General features: G+C 54.7%; 20 protein-coding genes. 12 read left to right on the top strand and 8 right to left on the bottom strand.

Going from position 1 to position 14,584, the window contains the following annotated elements; all coding sequences use genetic code 11:
* Window positions 1-69: 69 nt before the first annotated feature.
* Complete coding sequence (locus STH12_RS11230; RefSeq protein WP_126167634.1) at window positions 70-783, bottom strand: YggS family pyridoxal phosphate-dependent enzyme; 714 nt, start codon at window positions 781-783, stop codon at window positions 70-72.
* A 35-nt stretch (window positions 784-818) separates the two neighbouring features.
* On the opposite strand from STH12_RS11230, the gene STH12_RS11225 reads away from it, so the two are divergent.
* From STH12_RS11225 to STH12_RS11215, 3 genes are all read left to right on the top strand, one after another.
* Complete coding sequence (locus STH12_RS11225) at window positions 819-1,856, top strand: type IV pilus twitching motility protein PilT (RefSeq protein ID WP_126167633.1); 1,038 nt, start codon at window positions 819-821, stop codon at window positions 1,854-1,856.
* A 9-nt stretch (window positions 1,857-1,865) separates the two neighbouring features.
* On the top strand, window positions 1,866-2,978 hold the full coding sequence (locus STH12_RS11220; RefSeq protein WP_126167632.1) for a PilT/PilU family type 4a pilus ATPase: 1,113 nt from the start codon (window positions 1,866-1,868) through the stop codon (window positions 2,976-2,978).
* A gap of 151 nt (window positions 2,979-3,129) precedes the next feature.
* Window positions 3,130-3,756 carry a glutathione peroxidase gene (locus STH12_RS11215; protein ID WP_237158593.1) on the top strand — a complete coding sequence of 209 codons (627 nt, stop codon included), beginning with the start codon at window positions 3,130-3,132 and terminating at the stop codon, window positions 3,754-3,756.
* A gap of 67 nt (window positions 3,757-3,823) precedes the next feature.
* On the opposite strand, the gene ruvX is transcribed toward STH12_RS11215, so the two are convergent.
* The 4 genes from ruvX to STH12_RS11195 form a co-directional block, all read right to left on the bottom strand.
* Window positions 3,824-4,243 carry a Holliday junction resolvase RuvX gene (gene ruvX, locus STH12_RS11210; RefSeq protein ID WP_126167631.1) on the bottom strand — a complete coding sequence of 140 codons (420 nt, stop codon included), beginning with the start codon at window positions 4,241-4,243 and terminating at the stop codon, window positions 3,824-3,826.
* Window positions 4,243-4,806 carry a YqgE/AlgH family protein gene (locus STH12_RS11205; protein ID WP_126167630.1) on the bottom strand — a complete coding sequence of 188 codons (564 nt, stop codon included), beginning with the start codon at window positions 4,804-4,806 and terminating at the stop codon, window positions 4,243-4,245. Before STH12_RS11205 ends, ruvX begins: the two co-directional genes overlap by 1 nt.
* 4 nt (window positions 4,807-4,810) lie before the next feature.
* Window positions 4,811-5,140 (bottom strand): stress response translation initiation inhibitor YciH, encoded by a 330-nt coding sequence (gene yciH / locus STH12_RS11200; RefSeq protein WP_126167629.1) that lies wholly within the window; start codon window positions 5,138-5,140, stop codon window positions 4,811-4,813.
* A gap of 114 nt (window positions 5,141-5,254) precedes the next feature.
* Window positions 5,255-5,572 (bottom strand): hypothetical protein, encoded by a 318-nt coding sequence (locus STH12_RS11195; protein WP_126167628.1) that lies wholly within the window; start codon window positions 5,570-5,572, stop codon window positions 5,255-5,257.
* A gap of 184 nt (window positions 5,573-5,756) precedes the next feature.
* Between STH12_RS11195 and STH12_RS11190 the strand changes: the two genes are divergently transcribed.
* Complete coding sequence (locus STH12_RS11190; protein ID WP_126167627.1) at window positions 5,757-6,317, top strand: DUF4136 domain-containing protein; 561 nt, start codon at window positions 5,757-5,759, stop codon at window positions 6,315-6,317.
* Between the two features lie 163 nt (window positions 6,318-6,480).
* Here STH12_RS11190 and STH12_RS11185 read toward each other — a convergent pair whose 3' ends face one another.
* On the bottom strand, window positions 6,481-7,353 hold the full coding sequence (locus tag STH12_RS11185) for a LysR family transcriptional regulator (RefSeq protein ID WP_126167626.1): 873 nt from the start codon (window positions 7,351-7,353) through the stop codon (window positions 6,481-6,483).
* Window positions 7,354-7,438: 85 nt separating this feature from the next.
* Here STH12_RS11185 and STH12_RS11180 point away from each other — a divergent pair, with 85 nt between their 5' ends.
* From STH12_RS11180 to tpx, 5 genes are all read left to right on the top strand, one after another.
* Complete coding sequence (locus tag STH12_RS11180) at window positions 7,439-7,981, top strand: PACE efflux transporter (protein ID WP_237158590.1); 543 nt, start codon at window positions 7,439-7,441, stop codon at window positions 7,979-7,981.
* 211 nt (window positions 7,982-8,192) lie between these two features.
* Window positions 8,193-8,669 (top strand): DUF924 family protein, encoded by a 477-nt coding sequence (locus STH12_RS11175; protein ID WP_126167625.1) that lies wholly within the window; start codon window positions 8,193-8,195, stop codon window positions 8,667-8,669.
* A 159-nt stretch (window positions 8,670-8,828) separates the two neighbouring features.
* Window positions 8,829-9,395 (top strand): OmpA family protein, encoded by a 567-nt coding sequence (locus tag STH12_RS11170; protein WP_126167624.1) that lies wholly within the window; start codon window positions 8,829-8,831, stop codon window positions 9,393-9,395.
* Window positions 9,396-9,429: 34 nt separating this feature from the next.
* Window positions 9,430-10,257, top strand: a complete 828-nt coding sequence (locus STH12_RS11165; protein ID WP_126167623.1) for a mechanosensitive ion channel family protein — start codon at window positions 9,430-9,432, stop codon at window positions 10,255-10,257.
* A 155-nt stretch (window positions 10,258-10,412) separates the two neighbouring features.
* Window positions 10,413-10,988 (top strand): thiol peroxidase, encoded by a 576-nt coding sequence (tpx, locus tag STH12_RS11160; protein ID WP_126167622.1) that lies wholly within the window; start codon window positions 10,413-10,415, stop codon window positions 10,986-10,988.
* A 53-nt stretch (window positions 10,989-11,041) separates the two neighbouring features.
* Here the strand turns inward: tpx and STH12_RS11155 are convergent, their stop codons facing one another.
* On the bottom strand, window positions 11,042-11,677 hold the full coding sequence (locus tag STH12_RS11155) for a trimeric intracellular cation channel family protein (protein ID WP_164551194.1): 636 nt from the start codon (window positions 11,675-11,677) through the stop codon (window positions 11,042-11,044).
* 219 nt (window positions 11,678-11,896) lie between these two features.
* Between STH12_RS11155 and ltaE the strand changes: the two genes are divergently transcribed.
* Together ltaE and STH12_RS11145 are read left to right on the top strand one after the other, a co-directional pair.
* Window positions 11,897-12,910, top strand: a complete 1,014-nt coding sequence (gene ltaE, locus STH12_RS11150) for a low-specificity L-threonine aldolase (protein WP_126167620.1) — start codon at window positions 11,897-11,899, stop codon at window positions 12,908-12,910.
* Between the two features lie 214 nt (window positions 12,911-13,124).
* The gene (locus STH12_RS11145) at window positions 13,125-13,493 is read left to right on the top strand and encodes an acyl-CoA thioesterase (RefSeq protein ID WP_126167619.1); all 369 of its coding nucleotides are present in this window, start codon (window positions 13,125-13,127) and stop codon (window positions 13,491-13,493) included.
* A 66-nt stretch (window positions 13,494-13,559) separates the two neighbouring features.
* Here STH12_RS11145 and STH12_RS11140 read toward each other — a convergent pair whose 3' ends face one another.
* Window positions 13,560-13,811: a hypothetical protein gene (locus STH12_RS11140; protein WP_126167618.1), complete on the bottom strand. Its 252-nt coding sequence runs from the start codon at window positions 13,809-13,811 to the stop codon at window positions 13,560-13,562.
* Between the two features lie 174 nt (window positions 13,812-13,985).
* Here STH12_RS11140 and STH12_RS11135 point away from each other — a divergent pair, with 174 nt between their 5' ends.
* Window positions 13,986-14,579, top strand: a complete 594-nt coding sequence (locus tag STH12_RS11135; RefSeq protein WP_126167617.1) for a GNAT family N-acetyltransferase — start codon at window positions 13,986-13,988, stop codon at window positions 14,577-14,579.
* The last annotated feature ends 5 nt before the right edge of the window (window positions 14,580-14,584 follow it).

The raw sequence follows: 14,584 nt of genomic DNA, 5'->3' as shown, positions 1-14,584 counted from the left end.
GGGTGCTGCAAAAACAATGCAATCAGTAAAAATCAGCCTGCTGAAATCGGCCCGGGTTTGATTGATATGTCAGCTTGACTTGGCGTAGTCGCGTTCGCCAAAAATGGCGCTGCCGATGCGAACCATGGTTGAGCCAGCGGCGATGGCAAGTTCCAGATCGCCGCTCATGCCCATGGACAGGGTATCGATTTGTGCCCGCTCGCCATGGCTTTGTTTGAGGGCATCGAACAGGGTTTTCATGGCGCCAAGCTCGGCGCGGGCACGGGTTTCATCTTCGGTAGCCGCAGGAATCGCCATCAGGCCTCTGAGTTTTAGCTGGGGCAGGGCGCAGATGACGTCGGCAATGGCTGCTATCTCATCAGCGCCGATGCCGGATTTGCTGTCTTCTTCGCTGATATTCACCTGAATCAGCACATTGAGCGGGGCCAGTGCGGCCGGGCGCTGATTGGCAAGCCGGGTTGCCAGTTTTTCTGAGCTTAAGGTATGCATCCAATCGAAGTGTTCGGCCACCAGACGGCTCTTGTTGGATTGCAGTGGGCCTATGAAATGCCACTCGATACCGGGACAAGACTCGCCAAGGGCTTCTATCTTGGAAACCCCTTCCTGAACGTAGTTTTCACCAAAGCAGTTCTGCCCGGCGGCAAAGGCTGCCTGTATATCGGCCACAGGTTTGGTTTTACTGACCGCAAGGAGTTTGATTTCTGATGGGTTTCTTGAAGAATTTTGCGCCGCTTGGGTGATTCGCTGCTGGGCGAGAGCCAGTCTGTCTGCTATTGTTGTCATCATGTAATCAATCGGTTGAATGGATATCCCATACCATGGAAATCACAGAGTTACTGGCGTTTAGTGTAAAACACAAAGCCTCGGATCTACACCTGTCTGCCGGGGTTCCCCCCATGATCCGTGTGGACGGCGAAGTGCGTAAAATCAATCTGCCTGCACTCGATCATGCCGGCGTACACTCCTTGGTGTACGACATTATGAATGACAAGCAGCGCAAAGACTATGAAGAGCACCTGGAAATCGACTTTTCCTTCGAAGTGCCCAATCTCGCCCGTTTCCGTGTGAACGCCTTTAACCAGTCCCGCGGTGCGGCGGCGGTGTTCCGTACCATTCCCAGCCAGATCCTGACCCTTGAGCAGCTGGGCGCGCCGGAAATCTTCAAAAAAATCGCCAGTTTCCCCCGTGGTCTGGTGCTGGTAACCGGCCCAACCGGTTCCGGTAAAAGTACCACCCTGGCAGGTATGATTGACTACGTGAACGAAAACCGTCACGACCACATCCTGACCATCGAAGACCCTATCGAATTTGTGCATCAGAACAAACAGTGTCTGATTAACCAGCGTGAAGTGCACCGCCACACCCACAGCTTTAACGCCGCCCTTCGAAGCGCGCTCCGTGAAGACCCCGACGTGATCCTGGTGGGTGAGATGCGTGACCTTGAAACCATTCGTCTGGCCATGACAGCCGCAGAAACCGGTCACCTGGTTTTCGGCACCCTGCACACCACCTCGGCGGCCAAGACCATCGACCGTGTGGTTGACGTATTCCCCGCCGGTGAAAAAGACATGGTGCGTACCATGTTGTCAGAATCCCTGCAGGCCGTAATTTCCCAGACCCTGATCAAAAAGATTGGCGGCGGCCGGGTGGCGGCGCACGAAATCATGATGGGTACTCCGGCTATCCGTAACCTTATCCGTGAGGACAAGGTGGCGCAGATGTATTCGGCCATTCAAACCGGTATGGCCCACGGCATGCAGACCCTCGAGCAGTGTCTGGCCAACCTGGTGAACCGTGGTCTCATCACCCGTGAAGATGCCATGGCCAAGAGTTCCAACAAGCAGGCGACATTTTAAGGATTAACCATGGATGTACGTCCCTTTTTGAAGGTGATGGTCGAGCGTAAAGCCTCGGATTTATTCATCACCGCAGGCTTTCCGCCCAGCGCCAAAATTGATGGTGAGCTGCGGCCGCTGGCGGAAAATCCATTCAGCCCGGCGCAGTCGCTGGACTTTGTTGAATCGCTGATGAGCGATGCGCAAAAGAAAGAATTCCACGAAAGCCGCGAATGTAACTTCGCTTTTGCCGCCAAAGATCTTGGTCGTTTTCGTGTGAGCGCCTTTTGGCAACGTGAATCGCCTGGCTGCGTGATGCGTCGTATCGAAACCCGCATCCCCGAGATGGAAGATCTGAAGCTGCCGCCGGTACTGAAAGATCTGGTGATGAGCAAGCGCGGTCTTATCATCATGGTGGGTGGTACGGGTACAGGTAAGTCAACGTCGCTCGCGGCCATGGTGGGTTACCGTAACGCCCATGAGCGCGGCCATATTCTGACTATCGAAGATCCGGTGGAATTTGTGCACGACCACCGCAAGAGCATCATTACCCAGCGCGAAGTGGGCATTGATACCGACTCCTTCGATGCAGCGCTGAAAAGCTCGCTACGTCAGGCGCCGGACGTGATCCTTATCGGTGAAATCCGCAGCCAGGAAACCATGGAGTTTGCCCTGTCGTTTGCCGAAACCGGTCACCTGTGTATGGCAACTCTGCACGCCAACAACGCCAACCAGGCGCTGGACCGTATCATGCACCTGGTGCCTGAAAGTAAGCACCAGCAGTTGCTGTTTGACCTGTCGCTTAACCTGCGCGGCATTGTGGCGCAGCAATTGGTGCCCAAGGCCGATGGCACAGGTCGCCGTGCCGCCATCGAAATTCTGATTAACACTCCCCGTGTGTCCAGCATCATTCAGAAAAATGAGCTGCATTTGCTGAAAGACACCATGGCCAAGTCCAACGAGCAGGGGATGCAGACCTTCGACCAGGCGCTGTTCCAGCTGTATCAGGAAGGTGAAATCAGCTACGCCGATGCACTGCACCACGCCGACTCGCCAAACGACCTGCGTTTGATGATCAAGCTGGCAGGCTCGGAAAGCACAGGCTCAGGTTTCCTCGAGGGCGTGACCCTGGATATGGACTGACCCCGAGCGGTAAACAAAAACCAGGCGCATGCCTGGTTTTTTGATCGCGGCGGCCGCTTGTGGCGTACTCTCACCTATACCAAGTACTTTCCCTCATTGGCCGGTTAACGCCGGGAAAGGTCACTGAAGACATTAATATTCAGGAGTCAGGATGCGTAGTTTATTGTTTCCATTACTGTTGATTGCAGGTGTTCATCCGGCAATCGCCGAAGTGCAGGGCGCCGAAGTACAGGGGGAAGTGCAGGGCTCTGAAGCTCGGGGCGCCGCGGAGCAAACAGTGGCCGCTCAGGCCGCTTGCCCTGCGTATCTCAACCACGAGTTTCGAAAGCTGCACTCCAGCGAATCGGTCAACCTGTGCGACATTGCTGCCGGCAAGCCGGTGCTCTTTATCAACACTGCCAGTAATTGTGGTTTTACCCCGCAGTTTAAGGCACTGGAGCAGCTGAATAAGGAATATGGTCCCAAGGGACTGGTGCTGGTGGGCTTTCCTTCCGATGACTTCTTTCAGGAAGAAAACGATGAAAAAGACACCGCCAAGGTGTGTTATCTCAATTACGGGGTAACCTTCACCATGCTGGCCACTTCGGCGGTGCGTGGCGGCGACGCCAACCCGGTGTTTGAGTATCTGGGAGATAAAGCCGGTTCGCCCAAGTGGAATTTCTACAAGTATCTGGTATCTGCCGATGGCAGTGAAGTAAAGGCATTCAACTCACGGGTAAAGCCCGACAGCCTGGAGCTTAAGGCTGCCATTGAGGCCCTGTTGCCCAAGGCGCTTTGAGGTATCGCAAGCAAGTTCAGGCTGAAACAAAAAAACGCCGCATCAGCGGCGTTTTTTATTGGCGATATCAGCCGCCATATTGATTTTCAAAGTAGCTTTCGACAATCAATACCGCCGATACCGCATCCACCTGGCCCTTGGTCAGCGCCTTGAATCCGCCAAGCTCAAACAGCCTGGCCTTGGCATCAGCTGTGGTCAGGCGCTCATCCTGGGTGGCAATCTTCACCCCGAAACGGCCATTCAGGCGGTTGGCAAACTTGCGTGCCCGCTGGGTCATTTCCTGCTCGGTGCCATCCATGTTCAGTGGCAGGCCAATCACCAATAAATCGGGTTTCCACTCGTTAATCAGCTTGCCGATGTCATCCCAATTGGGGATCCCATCTACCGCCTTCACCGAGGTGAGCGGATTGGCGCTGCCGGTAATCGACTGGCCTACGGCGATACCTATGCTCTTGGTACCAAAATCAAACCCCATCACTGTACTCATCAGGCATGTCCCGTCTGGCTGGATACCTGCCACAGTTCAAAGCCCAGCGACTTGCTGGCCTGTTGCCAGCGGTCTTCGTGGGGCAGGGCAAATAGAATTTCATCGCTGGCAGGGATGGTGAGCCAGCTGTTGTCGGCAAGCTCCTGCTCGAGCTGGCCCGCACTCCAACCGGCATAGCCCAGCGCCACCACAAAGTCCTTGGGAGCCTTGTGGGTGCCAAGGGATGAGAGAATATCCCGCGATGTAGTGAGCATCAGCTCGTCGGTCAAGGCACTGGAATTGGCCCAGCCGCCCTGGGTGGTGTGCAGCACAAAGCCGCGCTCCGGATTCACCGGGCCGCCCACCAGTACCTGATCGCGGGTTTCACTCAGTAAAATGCCTTCTTCCGGCAACAGGTCGAGCTGGACAAGCAGATCCCTGATTGACATACCCACCGGACGATTGATCATCAGCCCCATGGCGCCCTTGGCATCGTGCTCACACAGGTAAACAACGCTGCGGTCGAAAAAACCGTCATTAAGGCTTGGCATAGCAATAAGTAAATGATTTTTAAGACTGTCCATAGGCCTAACCCCCGGCGAGTTTAACCGTGAAGCCTTGCTTTTCCAGCAAGGATTTTAGCTGCTCGCGATTGTCGGTTTGGATTTCAATATCAAAGTCTTTGACTGTACCGCCGCAGCCGCACTGTTTTTTCAGCTTTTGCGCCAGCTCTTTAAGTTCACTAACGTCCAGCCCCAGACCTTTAATCACGCTGACACCTTTGCCCTTACGGCCTTTACTGTCTTTGTGAATACGGACGACGCCATCCCCTTTGGGGACTTCGGCCTGTTCCTTGGGCTCATCGATTCTGCCTTTATCTGTGCTGTAGACCAGTAATACGTTCGGATCGATTCTCATTTTGGGATGCTTTTTCCACGGGGCATTTTTGCCAGTTTACCAGAGTGCACGGGCATTTGGCTCCTAGACAAACGACAAAAGCCACCCGCAGGTGGCTTGTCTGACTACCAGGGCTTAAAACATCAGCAGTAGATTGGTCAGCAGCAACGCCGAGGTCAGCAGCAGTGCCGGCAGCATAAAGCGGCGCAGGCTCGGCACAGTTAAAATGGCGCTCAGCGCCAACATCGCCAGCGCCAGGCTGGCAGGCAATAACTTCTCGGGGGTGATCTGGGTGAGCAGTAACCAGCTGGTCACCAGCAGGGAGACAAGTAGTAGCCCGGGATTCGTCAGGCTGGAGTTTTCCGTGCTGATGTCGGTACTGACCTTGTTGGACGCCGGGGCGAAAAAGAACACGGCAGATGCAATCACAATGGCAGCGATAAACCAGTACACGGGCAAACCTCCTGTAAAACCTAATTGATAATGATTATCAATAAATGTTTTATCCGGGTCAAGTGCTACCTGGAAATCGTGATATTTTTCAGTTGTTACTCACAAAAATGGCAGTTAAGCTGAAACCAATTTACCGTCCTTCTGTCTTACCCAGCAGAAGAATCGCTTTTTCGGGGAAGTTATTATGAAGAAACTTATTATCGCGGCAGCAGCGCTGGCACTCAGTGCCTGTTCCAGCCTGAATACCAGCTGGGACTTCGATCCCGGCGTTAGCTTCAATCAGTACAAAACCTATAGCTGGATTGAAAAACAAGGCGATGAAGCCGGTTACCATCTGGATGGTTTGATGGATCAGCGGGTACGCGACGCCATTGAAGCCGAGCTTAACCAAAAAGGCTTCAGCAAGACCGATAAGGCGGGTGCCGATCTGCTGGTGAATTACCTCACCAAGGTCGACAAGAAAATCAACGTCGACACCTTCAACACCAACTATGGCTACAACCCATATTGGGGCCCGGGCTGGGGTTGGGGCGGCCATGTGCAGACCCAGACCACAGTGCGCGAGTACGAAGTGGGCACGCTGATCATTGATTTGGTTGACAGTAAAACCGGTAAGCTGGTGTGGCGCGGCTCAGTGGCCGACACCATTCGCGATAAAAACACCCCGCAGGAGCGCGAAGCCAAGGTGCGTGAAGCCGTCTCCAGCGTGATGATGAATTATCCGCCCAAGCCAGAAAACAACTGACAGCCTGCAAAAACTGGCAGCCCAGAACACAGTGGCAGCCTGATAACAAGTGATTGCCTCTGAAGGTAAAACTTGCACCTCAAAAAGCGACCATAGGTCGCTTTTTTCATGCCTCGGGTTTCAGTTCAGGGCTTTGAGCTTTATCGCCATTAAAAATGTCTCGCTATTTGAGCCGCAGCGCGGCTCGAAGGTGCTGACCCAGCGGTGACATCGACAGGCTGTGATGCTGGATGATATCCACATTGGCCTGCCACCCCAGAGACTCAAAACTGATGGGCAGCCGTTGCATATTGCCCTTGAGCAAGTCGCGCTCAACCAGATGTTTGGGTAACAGCGCCCATCCCAGCCCCTGCTGAACCAGGGTCATCAGCACAAAGTAGTTGTCTGCATACCAGGCATCGGGGGAATGGGGCTCACTCAGAAAGCTGCGCTGCTGCCCGCGGGCGCCTATTACCAACTGTCGGTGCAGCTTAAGCTCATCTATGTGTGCCAGGGTGCGCTTGGCCAGCGGATGGTGGCTTGCCACCACCGGCTCAAAGCGTACGCTGCCGATGGACTCAAAATCCATGCCTTCCGGATAAAGCGCCTCACTGAATACCAAGCCTGCGCCCACCCGTCCGGTGCGGGTCATTTCGATAATATCGCTGCTCGCAGCAGACAGAATTTCCACTTTAAGCCCGGGAAAGGCAGCGGGCAGCTCGGTCAGCAGCCGCAGAAGCTGCTGCTCGGGAATGCCTTCATCATAGGCGAGCGTCAGACTGGCAGGACCGATTTGCCCAAGCAGTGAAACTTGCTGATTGAGCCTGTGCTGCTGGCCAAGCACGGCTTTGGCATAGGGAAGCAGCCGCTCACCTTCAGCGGTCAGTGCAGGGTAGCGGCCCGTCCGGTCGAATAACTGATGGCCGCAGTCGATTTCCATATTGATCACCTGCTGACTCACCGCAGATTGCACCTTGCCAAGACGTCTGGCGGCGCCGGAAAAGGAACCTTCTTCCACCGTAGTGACAAAACAAAGTAGCTGCTCGTGACTAAACATATCGACATCCAAGATGGTATCTAACTTTATTTGGCATTTTAGCAGATAGAAAATGGCCGTAGTCGGATCTTTTGGGAGACAGAACATGGGCAAGGGTCAAAAGAGCAACAGGCAAAAGTGCAACGGCCAAAAGAGCAATGGTCATATGGGCAATGCGAATGCAGCGAAGTCTGAACTGACGGCTGAGATAACCAAATCAGAAATGAGCACGCCTGAGCGGGCGCTGCAGGCACTGATGTTTGAGCTGTTGGGGCTGGTGATGGTGGTACCACTGGCTGCCTGGCTGACCGGTGAAAGTGACGGTCATATGACGGTGATAGGCGCGCTGCTGTGCATCTTTGCGCTCTTGTGGAACTACGTCTACAACCTCTGGTTCGACAACGCCATTGTCGTACCAAGGGCCAAACGCGGCTTTTGGCTGAGGGTAGGGCATGTGCTTGGCTTCGAGCTTGGGCTGGTGTTGGTGAGTGTGCCTGTGATTGCCTGGTATCTGGATGTAAGCCTGTGGCAGGCGCTCCTGCTGGATGCCGGATTTTTGCTGTTCTTCTTTGTATATGGCGGCCTGTTCTTTTGGCTGTACGACAAGCTGCGGCCGCTCTGGCACCGCCCTGTGCCCTGCAATCCATAAAGACGCAAGCCACGCCGCCGGTGAAGGGCGCTGCCAATCGTGGGTACAACTCGACCAAAGTCGAGCAGCAGCGCCGCGAACGCCTTGTTATGCTGCCAGCCGGTGGTGGCATTTGTGGCACAAACTAAGGCGCCGCCGCTATTTTGTTAACCCGCGCTGTTACTCAGCCTAAAAAGGCATTGGGTAACGCATCTGGCAGAAGGCTTACGCTATGCAGGCATTTTTGGCATCCTGGTTTGACAGTTTGGAAGGGGGCGATACGCCCGATGCCGCGCACTCAAGCCGCTGGCGGGAACTGATCCAACAGGCCGCCAATGGCGAGCTGGATGACTGGCAATCCAGCCCTCCCGGAATGCTGGCGCTGATTTTACTCTTCACCCAGGTGCCAAAGCGCCTCGGGCTGCCAAGCCCTGAGCGTTGGCACTTCAAGGCCCGTGCTCTGTGTATCAGCGGTATTCGCCGCGGCTTTGATACCCAGCTTGATCTGAGCGGCCGACACGGCTTTTATGCGCCGCTGTTTCACTCCCAACTCGAAGAAGACAAACTGTTGCTGTCACGTCTGCTTGGGGGCATGCGCGCCCTCGCAGCCGACCAGGATCCGCAGCTGTGTCGACTGGCCCAATGGCAGGGCTGGTGGCAGCAGGCGGGCCTTGAGTCCGCCGCGGCAGGATGTCAGTCAAATGTTTGAATTTCCAGACACTACTGCTAGCCTTATCCCATGATGAAAACAAAATGCTTTTTCTTTGTGAATTAAGCAGTAAAATATCATTCGTTGATCATGGGGTCGAAAGATCCTGAAATGGCGCAGATTATGCTGCGTCCGTGATTAAACCTCAGGGATTTCACTATGGATCCGTGGCTAAAAGGCTGTTTACTGCTGCTGTGTCTTTACGGACCCTGCGTGCAGGCAAACAGTGATAAAGATGGAGATGGGGTACCGGACTTCAAGGACGCATGTCCCGGCACTCCCGCAGGCAGCAAAGTTGGCGCCAACGGGTGCGCAGTTCAACCTTCTTTTTCTTCTCCTCTGTGCTTGATGACCTCGGACAATCAGCCGTTTCCGGCCGATTGTAACCATGCTGAAATTCCATCGGTTTATTTTGAATTCGGATCGGCTTTTGTGCCCTTTGAAGATGCCGCCATGCTGGCGCGGTTGGCAGATTCAGTGAGGGAGCAAAAGGTGTCACTGCTGCTTAAGGGGCACACCGATATTATCGGCAAGGATGACGTCAACCGACGCTTGTCCCTTGCACGAGCCGAAAATGTGGCGGCTGTGCTGAGTGGTGACTTTGGCATTGAAAGGGCGCGGATCCGTCTCGAATCCTGTGGGGATTCCGAGCCGGTCGCCTCCAACGAAACCGAGTACGGCAGACAACAAAACCGCCGCGTGGATATACTGATAATTGTTGAATAAAAAAAGCGTTTCTACTTTTTAAGGGAGTAACTTAATGGAACATATCCAAGCGCTTCTCGATCAAGCCCCTGAGCTTGCGATGACCTACGGCATGAAAGTTATTTTTGCCATCATCATCTTCCTGGTGGGTAAGTACATCTCCAACGTGGTAAAGAAAGTCACCACCAAGTTGATGACCAACCGTAAGATTGACCAAACCGTCACCTCGTTTGTGGCCAACCTGGCATGGGCCGTGGTGTTTGTGTTCACCATCATTGCCACCCTGGGCCAAATTGGTGTGCAGACAGCCTCACTGGTTGCGGTCATCGGTGCCGCCGGTCTGGCGGTAGGTCTGGCGCTGCAAGGTTCTTTGTCCAACTTTGCTGCCGGTGTGCTGATGGTTCTGTTCCGTCCATGCCGCGTGGGTGACTATATCGAAGCCGCTGGCATTGCCGGTACCGTTGATGAAATCACTATCTTCTCTACCAAGCTGCGTACTCCTGACAACAAGGTCATCATCGCGCCTAACTCTGCCATCATGAATGGCACCATCACCAACTATTCCGCCATGGACAAGCGCCGTGTGGATCTGGTGATTGGCGTGTCTTACGATGCCGACATCGCTCTGACCAAGAAGGTGCTGACCGAGATTCTGGATAACAACCAGTATGTGCTCAAAGACCCTGCTTACACAGTGGCGCTGAACGAGCTGGGTGCATCTTCCATCGACTTCGTGGTTCGCCCATGGGTGAAAGGTGGCGACTACTGGGCTGCCAAGTTCGAGCTGATGGAGCAAATCAAGAACGCGCTGGATGCCAACAACATCGGCATTCCTTATCCGCAGATGGATATTCACGTAAAAGAATTGCCTGCTGCAAAATAATCAGCAGTTATTCTGAAAAGAGCCGGCTTTTGCCGGCTTTTTTATTGCCGCCTCTGGCGATAGCAAAGGCTTTTTGCAACACTGTTTGGTTAATAGTGCTGATGGCGTCAGGTCATCAGTCCATGCAAAAAGGCACAGCTTCAGGGAGAGTCGCCATGTTTAAACCACTGTTATTGGCAGCCTTAATGGCTGTTTGTGTCAGCCCATACGCCGCCGAGCGCGCCAGCGTGACCATGGGAGGCAAACCGGTTGCCCTGTCAGGTACCTTACCTGAGGTGGGTCAGGCAGCGCCGGGATTTCGGGTGGTCGACAGCGCCTTTAATCCGGTCGCCCTGAGTGACTTTAAGGGCAAAACAGTGCTTATCAGCGCCGTGCCGAGCCTCGACACCGGCGTATGTGCGCTGCAAACCAAGCGCTTCAACGATGAAGTGGGTAAGTTTGATCCCAAGTCGGTGGTCATGCTGACCTTAAGCACCGACTTACCCTTTGCCCAGAAGCGTTTTTGCAAAGTGGAAGGCGTTGAAAATATTCAGGTATTGTCCGACTCTGTCTGGCGCAACTTTGCCGAAGAGTACGGTCTGCTGATTGAAAATAAAGGCCTGCTGGCCCGCAGTATCTTTATTGTTGATGCCGATGGCGTGCTCAGATACAGCGAGCTGGTTCCGGAAGTGAGCAAGCACCCTGATTATGATGCGGCGCTCAAGGCGCTTACTGAGATAAGTAGCCGCTGATAGTGCGGTGATTAAAAAAGCGCCGCAATAGCGGCGCTTTTTCTTGATATGGCTCAGTGGGCGTGGGGATCGCTCTGGTAATTAAAGGTCGGCATTGACCAGCGATAACGGATAGCGCACATCCTCAGGCCAAAGCCCAGCAGCAGACAGCCCAGCAGACTTGGCCAGCCGCCAAAGCCACTCATGGCCAGCAGCACATAGGCCGAGGCGGTTAATGCTGAGGCGAGTGCGTAAAATTCACGCCTGAAAATCAATGGGATCTCGTTACAGAGAATGTCGCGAAGCACCCCACCAAACACGCCGGTCACTACCCCCATGGCCACGGCCACCACAGGGCTGAAACCCAGCATCAGGGTTTTTTGGGCGCCGGTAATGGAAAATACCGCCAGCCCCAGTGCATCAATGGCCAAAAACAGCCTGCCCAGATAACGCATCAGCGGCGCAATCAATACTGTCAGCAGCGAAGCGGCGGCAATGGCAATCAAATAGTGCCAGTTGGCAATCCAGATCAGCGGATAGTTGCCAAGCAGCATATCCCTAAGGGTGCCACCACCCACGGCGGTGACCAGACCGATAATCACTACCCCGAACAGATCCATCTGCTTGCGACCGGCCGCGAGGGCACCGGTCATGGCCTCGGCAAGCACACCGATAAGCCAAAGGATCATAATGAATTCTGTTTGTGCCACTGTGGCGCTCCGATGGGGTGAAAAACGCTGCATTTTGCCTGAATACCTGGTCTTTTCAACCAAGATTAGCTCAAGATTTGCATTAGATTATGTAATGTGTGAACCAGGTGTTTCCGGGCACAGATGAACGCCTGTTCGGCTCACAGTGTTGCTGTGCTGGCCTTTCATGACATTAGCCTTGATAATCGGCTGTGACTTTTCTTAGCGGGGGGACAACCAATGCCAGTGGATTTCAGAAGTGATACCGTGACTCAACCAACCGACGCCATGCGCCGCGCCATGTTTGATGCGCCGCTGGGGGATGATGTGTACGGAGATGATCCCACGGTCAACCGTCTGGAAGCCATGGCCGCAGAAATGCTGGGTTTCGACAATGCGCTGTTTACCAGTTCGGGCACACAGGCCAATTTGCTGGCGCTGATGAGTCACTGTGATCGCGGCGACGAGTACATCTGCGGCCAGCAGGCCCACAATTACCGCTTCGAAGGCGGCGGCGCGGCAGTGCTTGGCAGTATTCAGCCGCAGCCACTGAATAACCAGGCCGATGGCAGCATCGCCCTTGAGGATATCGAGGCGGCCATTAAGCCTGACGATGTGCACTATGCCCGTACCCGTCTTTTGAGCCTTGAAAACACCATAGGCGGTAAGGTGCTGCCGATGAGTTATTTGGCCGAAGCCCAGGCACTGGCGTTCAATCGTGGCCTTAAAATTCATTTGGATGGCGCCCGGCTTGCCAATGCCGCGGTGGCCCTGAACAAGCCCATGGCGGAGATTGCCGGTCACTTCGACTCGGTATCCCTGTGTCTGTCCAAGGGGCTGTGTGCGCCAGTGGGCTCGCTGCTGCTTGGGGATGACAGGCTTATTCAAAAGGCGCGTCGCTGGCGCAAAATGCTGGGGGGGGGCATGCGTCAGGCCGGTGTGCTTGCTGGCGCTGCCATAGTGGCGCTGGAGCAGCAGGTCGAACGGCTGGCGGACGATCATGACAATGCGGCATTGCTGGCCCGGGAACTTGCGCAAATCGACGGTTTTGACGTGGATATGGCGTCGGTGCAGACCAATATGGTGTTTGCCAGGGTGGCTGACAATATCGATATTCAGGCTGTCGCGGCCGAGCTCAGCAGCCGTGGTTTTGTGATTTCAGCGTCAAAGCAGCTTCGTCTGGTCACCCACAAGGACATCAGCTGCACAGATGTACACAGCTTCATTGCGGCGCTTAAATCAATCTGTCAGTAAGCCCGACTGACCCAGTGCGACCTGTTATCGGCTCAACTGCCGGGGCTGAGAATATGCCCCAGCGCGGCGCGCTCTTGGAGACGCACGCGCAAACTTGGTGCAGTTTTTACCTCTATTGAGGTAAGAATTTTTTCAACTGATTGATTTATAAAGCGCAACAACTGTGGCGCGGCGGTTGCAAAGACATTGGGGTGAACATCACGGAGGACACCCCATGAAATACCTGAGCCGTCGTTTGGTTAAACCCGATCACCTCAATCCCGCCAATACCCTGTTCGGCGGTCAGCTGCTCAGCTGGCTCGATGAAGAGGCGGCCATTTTTGCTGCCTGCCAGATGAAGAGCGAGCGGCATGTCACCAAACTTATTGCCGAAATCAACTTTATCACGCCGGCGCGGGCTGGTGATGTGCTGGAGTTTGGCTTCGAGCTTATCAGCATGGGGCACAGCTCCATTACGGTGCGTGCCAAGGTGCGCAACAAGGTGTCGCTGCTGCCTGTGGTGACCGTGGAAAAGCTGGTTTTTGTGCATGTGAATGAGAAGGGATTGCCCACCCCCCATGGGATGCGGGTCTATGCCGCCTGATGGCTCACCCCTTCTGTTGGAAACCAGGAGCTAATCCCGGGCGTGAACTGGCGGCAGGGACGCCAGTCAGTTTTTCTCTTCCGACAGCTCTTCTTTGACCGAATTCACAGCATCGCGGGAGGCATGGCCAACGGCCTTGGTGGCATCACGGGTAGCGTGACCAATCGCCTTGGTGGCATCGCGGGTGGTGTGGCCGATTTCGCGGGTAACGTCCTTGGTGGTATCTCCCACGGTGCGCCCGGCGTCTTTAAGCTCGGCGCAGCCGCCAAGCAGTGCCAGAGTCGCAAGTGTGGTGGTGAGAGTTGCTAAGGCTTTCATATAGGCTCCTTGGTTATTGGCGGCCATTATACTACCAATTACTGCCTTTTTTGCCTCCTGGTTTGTGGCCACCTTCCCTAAGACTTGTTAACACTCGCCGGTTAGCCCTGCCTTTATCGAAAAGACTATGATAGGCTGATTTCACAAAACAATAACAAAATCTGTGAGTTCCCTATGCTTTCGTCTCAAACTCCGCCGGCCGATCCCCTGGCCATCGACATCTTCGAAATGCAGCCTGCCGACTTTGCCGATGTGCTTGCGCTGGGTGAAACCGTGCACGGTGAAGCCTATCTCGACTTGTCTCATCTTGAGGCGCTGTGGCGCGCTGGCGTGAAAGGGGGCATTAATGCCAGTTTTGTCGCCCGCAGTGGCAGTGAGCTGCTGGGGTTTCGCCTGACCGTTGCGGCCGGAAACTGGCAGCCTGATACCTGGTGCAGCCCCGAGCTTTGGGGAGTGGCGATTGAAGAGGTGTGTTATTTCAAATCCAACACCCTGGCTGAGCACGCCCGTGGCAAGGGCCTCGGTGGTTTGCTGCTTGCCAATGCCGCAGCCGCCGCCAAGGCGCAGGGCGCCAAAGCCGGGGTGGCCCATCTGTGGCAGGAAAGCCCCAACAATGCGGCGGTGCGCTACTTTACCAAGGCCGGGGGCAAGCTTATCAAGGCCCATCCGGACCGTTGGAACCAATCCCACGATAATCCCGATTACCTGTGCACCCTGTGCGGTAACGATTGCCACTGCACTGCCTGTGAAATGCTGTTGATGCTGTAAGGAGC

Origin of the sequence: Shewanella khirikhana (assembly GCF_003957745.1) — a bacterium.
Lineage (GTDB): Bacteria > Pseudomonadota > Gammaproteobacteria > Enterobacterales > Shewanellaceae > Shewanella > Shewanella khirikhana.
Note: the sequence above shows the minus strand (reverse complement) of the source record. Positions and strands in the feature narration are given on the sequence as shown.

Excerpts from the sequence above, each read along its gene's own strand:
- STH12_RS11135 (WP_126167617.1), top strand. The coding sequence starts at position 13,986 with ATGCTTTCGTCTCAAACTCCGCCGGCCGATCCCCTGGCCATCGACATC.
- STH12_RS11215 (WP_237158593.1), top strand. The coding sequence starts at position 3,130 with ATGCGTAGTTTATTGTTTCCATTACTGTTGATTGCAGGTGTTCATCCG.
- STH12_RS11205 (WP_126167630.1), bottom strand. The coding sequence starts at position 4,806 with ATGGACAGTCTTAAAAATCATTTACTTATTGCTATGCCAAGCCTTAAT.
- STH12_RS11225 (WP_126167633.1), top strand. The coding sequence starts at position 819 with ATGGAAATCACAGAGTTACTGGCGTTTAGTGTAAAACACAAAGCCTCG.
- STH12_RS11170 (WP_126167624.1), top strand. The coding sequence starts at position 8,829 with ATGGATCCGTGGCTAAAAGGCTGTTTACTGCTGCTGTGTCTTTACGGA.
- STH12_RS11140 (WP_126167618.1), bottom strand. The coding sequence starts at position 13,811 with ATGAAAGCCTTAGCAACTCTCACCACCACACTTGCGACTCTGGCACTG.
- STH12_RS11175 (WP_126167625.1), top strand. The coding sequence starts at position 8,193 with ATGCAGGCATTTTTGGCATCCTGGTTTGACAGTTTGGAAGGGGGCGAT.
- ltaE (WP_126167620.1), top strand. The coding sequence starts at position 11,897 with ATGCCAGTGGATTTCAGAAGTGATACCGTGACTCAACCAACCGACGCC.
- STH12_RS11165 (WP_126167623.1), top strand. The coding sequence starts at position 9,430 with ATGGAACATATCCAAGCGCTTCTCGATCAAGCCCCTGAGCTTGCGATG.
- STH12_RS11145 (WP_126167619.1), top strand. The coding sequence starts at position 13,125 with ATGAAATACCTGAGCCGTCGTTTGGTTAAACCCGATCACCTCAATCCC.
- STH12_RS11230 (WP_126167634.1), bottom strand. The coding sequence starts at position 783 with ATGACAACAATAGCAGACAGACTGGCTCTCGCCCAGCAGCGAATCACC.
- ruvX (WP_126167631.1), bottom strand. The coding sequence starts at position 4,243 with ATGAGTACAGTGATGGGGTTTGATTTTGGTACCAAGAGCATAGGTATC.
- yciH (WP_126167629.1), bottom strand. The coding sequence starts at position 5,140 with ATGAGAATCGATCCGAACGTATTACTGGTCTACAGCACAGATAAAGGC.
- STH12_RS11180 (WP_237158590.1), top strand. The coding sequence starts at position 7,439 with ATGGGCAAGGGTCAAAAGAGCAACAGGCAAAAGTGCAACGGCCAAAAG.
- STH12_RS11190 (WP_126167627.1), top strand. The coding sequence starts at position 5,757 with ATGAAGAAACTTATTATCGCGGCAGCAGCGCTGGCACTCAGTGCCTGT.
- STH12_RS11185 (WP_126167626.1), bottom strand. The coding sequence starts at position 7,353 with ATGTTTAGTCACGAGCAGCTACTTTGTTTTGTCACTACGGTGGAAGAA.
- tpx (WP_126167622.1), top strand. The coding sequence starts at position 10,413 with ATGTTTAAACCACTGTTATTGGCAGCCTTAATGGCTGTTTGTGTCAGC.
- STH12_RS11220 (WP_126167632.1), top strand. The coding sequence starts at position 1,866 with ATGGATGTACGTCCCTTTTTGAAGGTGATGGTCGAGCGTAAAGCCTCG.